Here is a 12,170-nt window from a genome sequence, read left to right on the forward strand (position 1 = left end):
GATAAACGAAAATAAACGCTCGAAAAATGTTGTTTTCCGAACGTACAGGTCCTAATGCCCGTTCAGTCACAGGTTGTGACGTGTGAACTGAACGCGGTTGGCGTTCTATAAGGGGATGCGTATGCTGCCCCGCCGGACCGCACTTGACCGCACGTGATGGGTCTCAACCATAACCGCCTGTGTTCTGATCGTTATGCCCACCTGGAAGCGCTACGTATCACGTCTGGTTGATCTCGCTACCGTCCTGATCAACCGTTATCCACGCCTGATTGCCCTGGCAGGCTTTGTTTCGGGTGTGTGCAGCTTTCTGCTGGTTGATCGCCAGCATGGCTTTGCCAAGGTAATGGCCATCGTAATGTTGGCCAGCTGGTTATGGCTGATGGTAGAGAACGTGCTGCGTCAGTGGATGACTAGGCGGTTTGGCTGGAACCTGCCCCCTGGGCTGTTTCGCTACGCAACCCAGATGATTCATCAGGAAAGCCTGTTCTTTGTCCTGCCGTTCCTGTTTGTCACAACCACCTGGAACAGCGGACAGGCCATCTTTACCGGCCTGCTGGCCGCCATGGCTGTCGTATCGATTGTCGACCCGCTGTACTACAAAGCGCTGTCGAGCCGGCGCTGGATCTTTCTGGGCTATCACACGCTGACGTTGTTTGCCGTTCTGCTTACGTCCCTGCCCATCATTCTGCAACTGACCACCACGCAGAGCTACCGGCTGGCATTAGGCGTGGCGGTGTTGTTGTCGTTTCCAAGCATTCTTGTGGCGCTCTCGATCCGACGCCTGTGGCAATGGCCTGTCGTGCTTGGTCTGAGCCTGATGGTGGGAGGCCTAGGATGGGTACTGCGCACCTGGGTGCCGCCCGCCACGCTGTGGCTGACCGATGTGGCGGTTACCAGCAGCTTTGACAACCTCAAGCGCGAACCGGGTAAGAGTCTGAAAAAAATCAGTGCTGTCCAGCTGCGTTCACAAGGTCTCTATGCCTATACGGCCATCAACGCGCCCCGTGGGCTGAGTGAGCGGATTTACCATGTCTGGCTGCATAATGGGGATGAGGTCGACCGTATCCCACTCGAGATCAGCGGAGGCCGCGAGGCTGGCTATCGGGCCTGGACACACAAGCAGAACTTCCCGAGTGATGTGGCCGGCCGATGGCAGGTACAGATCATAACCGAGGACGGGCAGATGATCGGCACCTTGCGCTTCGAGGTAACGCCCTAACGGCTATTTGGGCATGTAATGCAACTGCCAACGCCTGGGAATCCACAGGGATGCCAGGCCGATCAGGGCCGCCCAAGCGCTGCTGACAAAGAGAGCCTTGAGGCCAAGGTGGTGTTGGAGCCATGCGCCCATTATGGCGCCGCCTAGCATGCCGCCCCACGGAATCGCTTGCATCAGCCAGCCTGAGTGGCGCTCACCCAGCAGCCAGCGTCCCAGGCCTCGTCCTAGTCGTGAAAGTGCGCCCGTGACATAGGTCAGCCCAATGGACTGCCCGTTCACCTGTTCCACAGCGGCGTTGATCATGCCCATGGCGAGCACGGCGGCTACCAGAGGTGGCAAGACTGAACCAGGAAGACCGCCGGTGGACCAGCCCGCCGCCGCGGCCAACAAGGCCGATGTCAGCAGCAGGAGAGGCAGCGCCCGACGGCCGCTCACGCGCACCACGACAATACCGAGTGCATTGCCGAGGATAAAAAGGCCGATAATAAGAAGCAGCCGCAAGAGGGTGGTGCTGTCGCCCAAGGCAACGGCTACGGCCAGTCGCGTCGTATTGCCGCTCATGAAGGATACGTAGTCACCAGCCGACAAGAAGCCAATGGCATCTGTCATGCCAGCCAGGATCGACAAGGCGGCAACCAGTACCAGTCCTACACGGCGATGCCGATGCATGCTCAGGTGGAGAGGTTGGGTGTGAGCATCTGCTGATGAAAGGTCAGGCGTGAGGCGGGTGCTATCCTGTTGTTTCAAGGCGCCATCCTGGGCGGAACCTGTCCGCGACGACTAAAGAGACTGTTTTTATAGTCTGTCATATTCGGGTGGTTGCCCATCTGAATCCTATGGCTTCAGAAATGCACCGTTTAGTCGATAAGCTGTGACAGGCATAGCTATCGGTTGGCTATGCACCACTCTTTTTGTTCGAGGAATTGCCCTGTGAAAGCCCTGCTTGCGTTCGTACTTGCTTTCTCACTCGCTCTGCCAGCCTGGGCGGAGGAAAAAAAGGAGGCCGAAGAGGGCGCCCCGCAACCCAACTACATCAACCTGACGCCCGCGCTGGTCGGTAATTACGGCTCTGGTCCAAAGCTCAAGTACTACAAAGCCGATATTGCCCTGATGACGATGAGTAAGGAAGACTCGGCGCGCGTGTCCTTTCATGAGCCCTTGATCCGCAATCAGCTCATCATGCTGTTCGAGCAGCAGACCGATGAGACCCTGACCGGTGCCGACGCCCGTGAAGCGCTGCGTCAGGCGGCGCTCAAGCAGGTCCAGGACATCATCAATGGCGAAGAAGGCAAACCAATGGTCGAGGACCTGTTGTTCAACAACCTGATCGTTCAGCCCTAAGTCATCGGCAGGCCAGGATGGCCTGCCATTCTTCGTCAGTTACTGGCATGACTGACAGGCGGCTGCCCTTTTGCAGCAATGCAAAACTGCTCAGGGCAGCCACCTCGCGCAGACGCGCCAGTGAAATGACCTGATCGAATACCTCGACAATACTGACGTCGCGGGCAATCCAGGGGTTTTTCTCTAGGGTGGCTTTCGACGAATGGTATGGGCTTTTCGGATCCAGCGCGGTCGGATCAGGAAAGGAATCATTTTCTATGCGGCCAATACCGGCTACGCCTGGTTCGGGGCAGCTGGAGTGGTAGAACAGAAAGAGATCCCCGGCAGCCATGGCCCGCATGAAGTTGCGTGCCTGATAGTTACGAACGCCATCCCAGCGCCCACTGCCGAGACGTTGCAAATCATGGATGGAAAACTCATCGGGTTCCGATTTCATCAGCCAATAAGGCACGAAGATTGCTCCTGGCAAAACGGTTCTGGATTTTCTGACGGTTGGTTGACGCAATGTTTGCGTCAGAAAACTGGTTAGCGCAGAATGCCGCGGTTTTTGAGTAGCCGTACGGCCTGGCATATAAACAGGTCGGCGGTGTCGTTAATTATGCCAATGAAGGGGTAGGCACATAGATGAAACGCAAGCCGGACTTGCTTTGGGTACTGGTCGCGCTGTTTAGCTTGGGCGTTGTGACGACAGGCTATACCCAAAGTCTCTGGGAAAAGCAGCAGGACAATTCACCGTCCGCTCATGTGATTCAGCAAGTGTCCCGCTGAATCTTCGCAACACGCTGTGGAATACCCTGCGTTGTAGTCTGGCGCAGGGTTCAGGCCTTCTCTTCCTTCCCGTACCATCCCTTATCCGTCACGGTTGCCTTCATCGGCACATCCCAACTGGCTAGGGCCAGCTGATCCACCTTCTGACATTCGTGGGCCAATCCTAACAATTTAGGTGAGCGCCAGGCGATGCGACGTTTGAGATAAGCCAGGCTCCGATCATAAAAGCCGCCACCCATACCCAGGCGACCGCCCTGTGCGTCGAATCCTACCAACGGCATCAGAATCAGATCGAGTGTCCAGGGTTTGCGCTGCTGTACCCGATTCGGTCTGGGTTCGACGATCCTGAAGCGATTGCGCACCCAGCGCTCGTGAGGGCGGACACGCTGAAAATGCATACGTGTGGCTGGCCAACGGCTCAATACAGGCAGGAAGGTGGCCTTGCCGCGGCGCTGGGCTGTTCGAAGCAGCGGACGCGGGTCGATTTCACCGTCATTGGGAAGATAAAAGGCAATCTGCCGGGCACGGCGAAACAAGGGATGATGGCTGAGCTGACGATGCAGCTGTCGAGCAGCCTGCTTTTGCTCGGTAGGGCTCAATGCCCGACGTTTCTGACGCAGGATTCGGCGCAGGGCCGGACGAGAATGATCAGAAGCTTTGATCATGAGTGAAGGTAGCTCCCCGGAATGCCGCTGCCGGTGTAGCCCTTGAACCCGAGAGTTCAAGGTGGGAGAAGTCGTGGGCCATTAGGCTTTCCGGCGTGCGGACATGCACACAAGCCCAGCGAGCGACCCCCGTGGTGTTGCTTATCGGCTCAGGGACATGACCGACTGGCAAACACACCAGAGAGTGTGTCCAGTATACCCCTTCGCCACGAGAATCAAACCCCCCGTTCGTCCTGCTCTGTCGTCAGAGCCCGGTCGACACGGTCCAGCAGGTCGCGAACGCGCTCGCGCGTGCTGCTGACTTCGAAGTTCACGCCATCCTGGCGGTGCAGCAGGTCGTGAGTGATGTTAAGGGCTGCCATGACCGCAATGCGGTCGGCGCCAATCACTTTGCCGCTGGCACGGATTTCTCGCATCTTGCCGTCGAGGTAGCGCGCAGTGGTTTCAAGATTGGCGCGCTCGTCCGGTGGACAGCTGATGCAGTAGTCCTTGTCGAGGATGTGGACGGTGACGGTGTCGGTGCTCATGAGTCCTGCTCCAGGGCTTTCAGGCGTAAAATCATCGCTTCGACCTTATGTCGAGCCAAATCGTTCTTTTCGATTAGCTTGGCGCGTTCTTCTCGCCAGCCACGCTCATGGGCGCGCAGCTGGCGATTCTCTTTCCTAAGCTGTTCGATGTGTTCGAGCAGTTGCTCAATTTTATCGGTCAGTACTTGGAGATCGTTTTCGATCGAGGACTCGCGCATGGATGGCTGCTGCTCCGAGCTATACAAGGTTGGCCGGTAACAAGGTCAACGCGTAGGATACAAGGTTCATTCTAGCCATCACGTCGACTAACGACCATAGCCATCCATGACGAGTACATCATCTGCATACGCCGCGTTCACACAATTATTGAGCGAAGCGGCTCTTCCTGTCTCCCCGGCCGAGCTTCATGGCCATCTGATGGGCCGTATCTGCGCCGGCGCCGGGTTTGACGAATCCGACTGGCTCGTTGCCGCTACCGACCTCCTGGGCGGGGCGCCAAGTGACCGCCTGAAGTCAGCATTGATAGGGCTTCTGGGCATGGTACAGCAGGAATTTGCCACCAACGAAGTGGCCATCGTGCTGCTCCTGCCAACCGACGAAGCGCCGCTCAAGGAGCGCCTGGCCGCTATGGCGCAATGGTGCCAGGGCTTCCTGTCCGGCTTTGGGCTGGCCAGTCGTACGGCGGAGCTGTCCAACGAAGCCAAAGAAGTTTTGCAGGATCTTGCCGCCATCGCGCAGGTGCAGGACACGCTCGAGGAGTCCGAGGAGGGCGAAAACGATTACATGGAGGTCACCGAGTATCTTCGTGTGGCGCCTGTCATTCTTTATAGCGAGTACGGCAAGAATCCTTCGCCTGCACCCAAGCCTTCAATCCATTGAGGATTGACCCGGCGGGCGAGGGCGCGCTTTCCGTTAAGGAGTTCGCATGATCCGCATTCCGAAGGCCGAGTTCGCCCGTCGGCGTCGAGCGCTCATGGCCGAGATGGCGGCGGGCAGTATTGCGATATTGCCCGCCGCACCCGTGCGTGTGCGTAACCGCGATATTGAATATGCCTACCGTCAGGACAGCGACTTTCAATACCTGACCGGCTTTCCCGAGCCGGATGCCGTCATGGCGTTGATTCCGGGGCGGGAACACGGTGAGTACGTGCTGTTCTGCCGGGAGAAGGATCCTGTCCAGGAGATGTGGACGGGCCCGCGCGCCGGTCAGGAAGGCGCGATTCGTCAATACGGGGCTGACGATGCCTTTCCCATCAGCGATATCCACGACATCCTGCCGGGGCTGATCGAAGGGCGGGAGCGGGTCTATTACGCCATGGGCTCAAACCCGGATTTCGATCGCCAGTTACTGGACTGGATCAACCTGATCCGCGCCAAAGCCAACCAGGGGGCACAGCCACCCAAGGAGCTGATTGCACTTGATCCTCTCCTGCATGAAGCCCGTCTCTTCAAGACCGCGGCTGAGATCAAGGTTATGCGTGAAGCGGCAAGTGTGTCGGGTGATGCTCATATTCGGGCCATGCAGGCCTGTCGGCCGGGGCTCAGGGAGTATCATCTGGAGGCGGAGCTTGATTATGCGTTTCGCAAGGGCGGGGCGCGGATGCCAGCCTACGGTTCCATCGTCGCTTCCGGCCGCAACGCCTGTATCATGCACTACCAGCAGAACGATGCGCTGCTCAAGGACGGCGATCTGGTGTTGATCGACGCCGGCTGCGAGATCGACTGCTACGCCAGTGACATTACCCGTACCTTTCCGGTCAATGGTCGGTTTTCGCCTGAACAGAAGGCTATCTACGAGATCGTGCTGGCAGCCAACGAGGCGGCTTTTGCCTGCATTGCGCCCGGGCGCCATTGGGACGAGGCCCATGAGGTCACGGTCCGTATCATTACGGAAGGGCTGGTCGATCTTGGCCTGTTGCGGGGCGAGATCAATACCCTGGTCGAAGAGGGCGCGTATCGTGATTTTTACATGCATCGGGCCGGACACTGGCTGGGGCTGGACGTACACGACGTTGGCGACTATCGCATCGGTGATCAGTGGCGGATGCTGGAGCCGGGCATGACCATGACGGTTGAGCCGGGCATTTACGTGGCGTCAGACAATCTGCGCGTAGCGAAGAAATGGCGGGGCATTGGCGTCCGTATCGAGGATGATGTCGTGGTCAACCGCCACGGCTGCGAAATTTTGAGCCGCCATGTACCCAAGGCGGTCGATGAGATTGAACGATTGATGGCTGATGCCCGTGGCGCTTCGGCGTCCGACGCGGCCGTGTAAGGAGAGAAGACATGCAGCGCTGCACGGTGGCAATCATTGGTGGCGGATTGGTAGGCGCCAGCCTGGCCCTGTCGCTTCAGGAGCTGGCAAGGGCGCGAGGTTGGAAGATCGTGATGGTCGAGCCCTTCGCGCCGGGTGATGCCTTTCAGCCCAGCTATGATGCCCGCTCCTCGGCGCTGTCCTATGGCTCGCGTCTGATTTACGAACGGCTGGGCGTATGGAAGGCCCTGGCCGAGCGCGCCGAGGCGATCAAACACATCCATGTCTCGGATCGTGGACGCTTTGGTGCAGCGCGCCTGGATGCTGCCGAGCAGCGCGTCGATGCGCTGGGCTACGTCATCGAGAATGCCTGGCTGGGGCATTGCCTGTGGCACGCTCTAGACCGTGACATCATCGAATGGCGTTGTCCTGCCGAGGTTCGTCGTCTGGTTGCAGGGCCGGATGGCTATACACTGACCCTGGATGATGACAGTGAGCTGACCTGCGATCTGGCGGTTCTGGCCGATGGCGGCCGCTCGGCGCTGCGCGAGCAGCTGAGCATTCATGTGGAACAAACAACCTATGACCAGACGGCCCTGATTGCCAACATTACCCCAGGTGATCCGCATCAGGGCTGGGCCTTCGAGCGCTTTACCGATACCGGGCCGCTGGCCCTGCTGCCGCTGCCTGAAAACCGCTGCGCCCTGATCTGGACCCGCCCGCAGGCTGATGCAGAACGGCTGGCCGCGATTGATGAGCGATCGTTTCTGGCTGAGCTGCAACAGGCTTTCGGCTATCGACTGGGCACATTCCGGCAGGTAGGCGTACGCCACAGTTATCCGCTGACCCTGATCAAGTCGCAGGAGCAGGTAAGGCCGCACCTTGTGGTGCTGGGCAATGCCGCCCATAGTCTGCATCCGATCGCCGGACAGGGTTTCAACCTGTCGCTACGGGATGTGTCCGCGTTGGCTGAAGCACTGGAAAACAGCGAAGCCAAGCCCGGTGACTTTGCAACCTTGCAACAGTACCTGGAGGGTCAGCGTCTTGATCAGCAGCTGACCATCGGTTTCTCCGACCAGGTGACGCGGCTGTTTTCCAATGGCAATCCGTGGCTGGCGGCGGGGCGTAATGCCGGGCTGATCGGCCTAGAACTATGGCCCTCTGCAAAGGGGACGTTTGCCCGTCAGGCAATGGGACTCGGGACACGCCCGGCCCATACCCTGTTTTGATCATTCCTGTCCTGTTAGATCCATAACCGCTGCAAAGGAGCTTTGACCGTGGAAACCCAAGTAGACATCGCGATTGTCGGTGCCGGCATGGTGGGTAGCGCCCTGGCGCTGGCATTGGAGGGCAGCGGCCTGAAGGTGCTCCTCCTGGACCGCGGTCCGATGACGGTAAAGCCCTTCGACTCCGCCCAGCCCTTTGAGGCGCGTGTCAGTGCCTTGTCCGAAGCCAGCCGGCGTATCCTGCAGAACCTCGGGGCCTGGGAGGGTATTGCCTCTCGCCGTACCAGTCCCTATCGACGCATGCATGTCTGGGACGGCTCAGGCACCGGTGCCATTGATTTTACCGCCAGTAGCGTTCATGCCGATGTGCTGGGACATATCATTGAAAACCGTATCATTCAGGATGCGCTGATGGAGCGCTTGCAGGCCTCTAGTGTCCAGCTGATGCCTGACGCCCGCATGGAGCTGTTGCGTCATTCTGGTGACGATTGGCTGATTCAGCTGGCTGGCGGGGAGGCCGTCCGTACCTCGCTGGTCATTGCGGCGGATGGTGCCCACTCGGCGGTACGGCGTCTGGCCGGTGTCGAGACGCGGGAGTGGGATTATCTGCATAACGCCATCGTGACCAGTGTCCGCTGCGCGCATCCCCACCAGAAAACCGCCTGGCAACGCTTTACGGACGATGGCCCGCTGGCGTTCCTGCCTCTGGATCGCGAGGGGGACTTACATTGGTGCTCGATCGTCTGGTCCTGCACGCCCAAGGAAAGCGAGCGGTTGATGGCCATGGACGATAATGCCTTTTGTGCTGCCCTGGGGCGTGCCTTTGAGAACCGCCTGGGTGCTATCGAGCAGGCTGATCCCCGTGTCTGTATTCCGCTGCGTCAGCGCCATGCCAAGCGTTATGTCGAGCCGGGTCTGGCATTGATTGGCGATGCGGCTCATGTCATTCACCCATTGGCCGGGCAGGGCGTCAATCTGGGGTTTCTGGACGCTGCGGTCTTGGCTGAGGTCTTGCTGCATGGGCACCGAAGGGGCGAGCACTTGGCTGATGTGCGGGTATTAAGCCGTTATGAGCGCCGTCGCATGCCGCATAACCTTGCCATGATGGGCGCTATGGAAGGTTTCCAGCGTTTGTTCCAGGAAGACAACCTGGCCGTACGCTGGCTGCGTAATACCGGGCTCAAGCTGGTTAACGAGCACTTCGAGGCAAAGGCAATCTTTGTTCGTCAGGCCTTGGGCCAGACAGGAGATCTGCCAGAATTGGCACGCGCCTGATCAGGTTCGTGACACAACTCGACACATTTGTTGAGGCGGCTCGATAGGCGAGAGTCTTTATCATTTGCACCTGTCTTTCAGATGAGGTGCTTTACATGCCGTTTCGCAAGGTGTTTTTGGCGTGCGCGTTATGGCTGACGGCTGGGGTGGCCCAGGCGGCTGATGAGGTAGTGGTCTATTCCTCGCGGATTGACGAGCTGATCAAACCCGTTTTTGATGCCTATACCCAGCAGACCGGCGTGAACGTCAAGTTCATTACCGATAAGGAAGCGCCTTTGATGGCCAGAATCAAGGCTGAGGGCGCTAACACTCCAGCTGATCTCCTGATTACTGTCGACGCCGGTAACCTTTGGCAGGCGGAGCAGATGGGCATTCTGCAACCGATGCAGTCGGCGGTTATCGACCGGAATATTCCCCCTCAGTACCGCTCTTCGACGGGACGCTGGACAGGGCTCACGCTAAGGGCGCGCACTATTGCCTATGCGCCGGATCGTGTTTCCGTGGATGAACTGAGCACCTATGAAGCGCTGGCAGGCCCTGAATGGGAGGGTCGCCTGTGCCTACGCACGGCTAAGAAGGTATACAACCAGTCCCTGACGGCTACCCTGATCGAAGCCCACGGTGCCGCCAAAACTGAGGAGATCCTGGCGGGCTGGGTACGCAACCTGTCTACCAGTGTCTTTCCAGACGATAACGCTGTGCTTCAGGCCATTGATGCCGGGCAGTGCGATGTGGGTATCGTGAACACCTATTACTACGGGCGGATGCACAAACAGAACCCTGACTTGGGCGTGAAGCTGTTCTGGCCCAACCAAGACGATCGCGGCGTGCACGTGAATCTATCAGGCGTCGGCCTGACACAGCATGCGCCTCATCCAGAAGCCGCCAAGGCATTGGTCGAATGGATGACCGGCCCAGACGCACAGGCACTGTTTGCCGGTATCAACCAGGAGTACCCGGCCAACCCGAGCGTACCGGCTTCGGCAGAGGTTGCCAGCTGGGGCCAGTTCAAGGCCGATACGATTCCTGTCGAGGTCGCAGGGCGGCGTCAGGCGGAAGCCATCAAGATGATGGACCGCGTCGGCTGGAATTGATATCCAGCGCACCGCTATCACGCGGTGCGCCCAGCCCTGTCAGTTACAAATCTACTGCCATACCGTCCTGAGGCGATGCCTAGACCGCACGCCCTTGGACTGCTTTCAGGTATATCCCGTGTCTCATTTCGCTGCTCGCCGCTGGTATGTCATTGCCTTCATGGCAGCAGGTCTGGTGCTCATGCCACTGTGCGTGCTCCTGCTTAGCTGGCAGCACATCGATACCGAGATCTGGTCGCACCTGTGGAGCACGCAGCTGCCCCGCCTGCTAGGCAATACCGTGATGCTTCTGATTGGCGTTGGGGTGGGCGTCACACTGTTGGGGGTAAGCCTGGCTTGGCTGACCAGCCTTTGCGAGTTTCCAGGCCGGCGTTGGCTGGATTGGGCCCTAATGTTGCCCTTTGCGATCCCAGCCTATGTATTGGCGTTCGTATTCGTGGGGCTGCTGGATTTTTCCGGTCCCGTACAGAGCTTTCTGCGCGAGCTGTTTCACATGCGCCTGCGGTTTCCACCAGTGCGATCAACGGGCGGTGTCATCATCGTCCTGGTGCTGGTGTTCTATCCCTACGTGTATCTTTTGGCCCGCAGCGCCTTTCTGGCGCAGGGCAGAGGGCTTACAGAGGCGGCCCGCACACTGGGGCTTTCGCCCTGGCAGGCCTTCTGGCGGATTGCTTTGCCAATGGCCTGGCCGGCCATTGGTGCTGGTCTGGCATTGGCCATCATGGAGACGCTGGCCGATTTCGGTGCTGTTTCGGTATTCAATTTCGACACGTTCACCACGGCAATCTACAAGACGTGGTATGGCTTTTTCAGCCTCTCCAGCGCGGCCCAGCTGGCCAGTCTGCTCCTGCTTGGGGTCGGTGTGGTGCTGCTGGGAGAGCGCAGACTGCGTGGCGTAGCCCGGCCCGCCAATGAACGGGCTCGTAGCGGCGCGCTGTATCGGCTGACAGGCTGGAAGGCAATTCTTGCCACGGGCTGGTGCAGCCTTGTTTTTGCCTGCGCCTTTGCCGTTCCGGTCGTGCAGCTGGTCGTCTGGTTCTGGCAGCGTGGCCGTTTCGATCTGGATGAGCGCTATGTCGGTTTGATCCTGCATAGCCTGGGGCTGGGGCTGATTGCCGCGCTGCTGGCCGTAGGCGTAGGGTTGCTGCTGGTGTTTGCTCGTCGTCAGGCGCCGCGCCGCACGGTTCGCTCCGCTATCGGGCTCGCCAACCTGGGCTATGCACTGCCGGGCTCGGTACTGGCGGTGGCTATCATGCTAGCCTTCAGTCTGCTGGACCGTGAGCTGATCGTGCCGATGTCTCAATGGCTTGGCGGTGCGGGCAAGCCGCTTCTTCTGGGAAGTCTGGGTGCGCTGCTGCTGGCTTATCTGATCCGCTTTCTGGCAGTCGCTTACGGGCCGCTGGAATCCGCTCTGGCGCGTATCCGGCGGTCGTTACCGGAGGCTTCCCGAAGCCTGGGTATCGGCGGACTGGGGCTGTTCATTCGTGTGTATCTTCCACTGCTGACGCCAGGAGCGCTGTCGGCTGCCTTGTTGGTCTTCGTGGATGTACTCAAGGAGATGCCCGCCACGCTGCTGATGCGCCCGTTCGGCTGGGACACACTGGCTGTACGGATCTTCGAGATGACCAGTGAAGGCGAATGGCCGCGTGCGGCGCTGCCGGCTCTGACGCTGGTCCTGGTAGGGTTGTTGCCGGTCATTGGACTGATTCGTCGTTCGGCACGGCACTGATCGCGTCTGCCGCGGTCTGTGTCTGCCATCAAGACAGACGGGAGAAATTCAAACGCCCGCTTGTCATCTCGA

14 protein-coding genes and 1 other RNA gene are annotated in these 12,170 nt (G+C 59.1%); 9 read left to right on the forward strand and 6 right to left on the reverse strand.

Annotation, left to right across the window (positions count from 1 at the left end; translation table 11 throughout):
* Window positions 1-193: 193 nt before the first annotated feature.
* The gene (locus PLU01S_RS02230) at window positions 194-1,219 is read left to right on the forward strand and encodes a DUF5924 family protein (protein ID WP_074821557.1); all 1,026 of its coding nucleotides are present in this window, start codon (window positions 194-196) and stop codon (window positions 1,217-1,219) included.
* Window positions 1,220-1,222: 3 nt separating this feature from the next.
* On the opposite strand, the gene PLU01S_RS02235 is transcribed toward PLU01S_RS02230, so the two are convergent.
* Entirely contained in the window at window positions 1,223-1,888 is a 666-nt protein-coding gene (locus PLU01S_RS02235; protein ID WP_074821561.1) for a YoaK family protein, read from the reverse strand.
* A 261-nt stretch (window positions 1,889-2,149) separates the two neighbouring features.
* On the opposite strand from PLU01S_RS02235, the gene PLU01S_RS02240 reads away from it, so the two are divergent.
* Window positions 2,150-2,560, forward strand: a complete 411-nt coding sequence (locus PLU01S_RS02240) for a flagellar basal body-associated FliL family protein (RefSeq protein WP_010796702.1) — start codon at window positions 2,150-2,152, stop codon at window positions 2,558-2,560.
* Between the two features lies 1 nt (window position 2,561).
* Here the strand turns inward: PLU01S_RS02240 and PLU01S_RS02245 are convergent, their stop codons facing one another.
* Window positions 2,562-3,011 carry an EVE domain-containing protein gene (locus PLU01S_RS02245; protein ID WP_074821564.1) on the reverse strand — a complete coding sequence of 150 codons (450 nt, stop codon included), beginning with the start codon at window positions 3,009-3,011 and terminating at the stop codon, window positions 2,562-2,564.
* Window positions 3,012-3,184: 173 nt separating this feature from the next.
* On the opposite strand from PLU01S_RS02245, the gene PLU01S_RS25620 reads away from it, so the two are divergent.
* Entirely contained in the window at window positions 3,185-3,328 is a 144-nt protein-coding gene (locus PLU01S_RS25620; protein ID WP_010796704.1) for a hypothetical protein, read from the forward strand.
* A 50-nt stretch (window positions 3,329-3,378) separates the two neighbouring features.
* On the opposite strand, the gene PLU01S_RS02250 is transcribed toward PLU01S_RS25620, so the two are convergent.
* The 4 genes from PLU01S_RS02250 to PLU01S_RS02265 form a co-directional block, all read right to left on the reverse strand.
* The gene (locus tag PLU01S_RS02250) at window positions 3,379-3,993 is read right to left on the reverse strand and encodes a 5-formyltetrahydrofolate cyclo-ligase (RefSeq protein WP_074821567.1); all 615 of its coding nucleotides are present in this window, start codon (window positions 3,991-3,993) and stop codon (window positions 3,379-3,381) included.
* A gap of 9 nt (window positions 3,994-4,002) precedes the next feature.
* A non-coding RNA gene (gene ssrS / locus PLU01S_RS02255) (6S RNA) lies at window positions 4,003-4,180 on the reverse strand.
* 28 nt (window positions 4,181-4,208) lie between these two features.
* Window positions 4,209-4,520 carry a cell division protein ZapA gene (locus tag PLU01S_RS02260; RefSeq protein ID WP_010796706.1) on the reverse strand — a complete coding sequence of 104 codons (312 nt, stop codon included), beginning with the start codon at window positions 4,518-4,520 and terminating at the stop codon, window positions 4,209-4,211.
* On the reverse strand, window positions 4,517-4,738 hold the full coding sequence (locus PLU01S_RS02265; RefSeq protein WP_010796707.1) for a TIGR02449 family protein: 222 nt from the start codon (window positions 4,736-4,738) through the stop codon (window positions 4,517-4,519). Before PLU01S_RS02265 ends, PLU01S_RS02260 begins: the two co-directional genes overlap by 4 nt.
* Before the next feature lie 106 nt (window positions 4,739-4,844).
* On the opposite strand from PLU01S_RS02265, the gene PLU01S_RS02270 reads away from it, so the two are divergent.
* From PLU01S_RS02270 to PLU01S_RS02295, 6 genes are all read left to right on the forward strand, one after another.
* On the forward strand, window positions 4,845-5,399 hold the full coding sequence (locus tag PLU01S_RS02270) for a UPF0149 family protein (protein WP_073450029.1): 555 nt from the start codon (window positions 4,845-4,847) through the stop codon (window positions 5,397-5,399).
* Between the two features lie 46 nt (window positions 5,400-5,445).
* Complete coding sequence (pepP, locus tag PLU01S_RS02275) at window positions 5,446-6,795, forward strand: Xaa-Pro aminopeptidase (protein WP_074821569.1); 1,350 nt, start codon at window positions 5,446-5,448, stop codon at window positions 6,793-6,795.
* 11 nt (window positions 6,796-6,806) lie between these two features.
* Window positions 6,807-8,003: a 2-octaprenyl-6-methoxyphenyl hydroxylase gene (gene ubiH, locus PLU01S_RS02280; protein ID WP_074821571.1), complete on the forward strand. Its 1,197-nt coding sequence runs from the start codon at window positions 6,807-6,809 to the stop codon at window positions 8,001-8,003.
* A 48-nt stretch (window positions 8,004-8,051) separates the two neighbouring features.
* A complete protein-coding gene (locus tag PLU01S_RS02285; RefSeq protein ID WP_074821576.1) occupies window positions 8,052-9,275 on the forward strand; it encodes a 2-octaprenyl-3-methyl-6-methoxy-1,4-benzoquinol hydroxylase in 1,224 nt (407 codons plus the stop codon).
* A gap of 95 nt (window positions 9,276-9,370) precedes the next feature.
* Window positions 9,371-10,369, forward strand: a complete 999-nt coding sequence (locus PLU01S_RS02290) for an extracellular solute-binding protein (RefSeq protein ID WP_074821579.1) — start codon at window positions 9,371-9,373, stop codon at window positions 10,367-10,369.
* A gap of 118 nt (window positions 10,370-10,487) precedes the next feature.
* Window positions 10,488-12,098: an ABC transporter permease gene (locus PLU01S_RS02295; protein ID WP_074821582.1), complete on the forward strand. Its 1,611-nt coding sequence runs from the start codon at window positions 10,488-10,490 to the stop codon at window positions 12,096-12,098.
* Window positions 12,099-12,170: the final 72 nt, after the last annotated feature.

Source organism: Pseudomonas luteola NBRC 103146, assembly GCF_002091675.1.
Taxonomy (GTDB): domain Bacteria; phylum Pseudomonadota; class Gammaproteobacteria; order Pseudomonadales; family Pseudomonadaceae; genus Chryseomonas; species Chryseomonas luteola.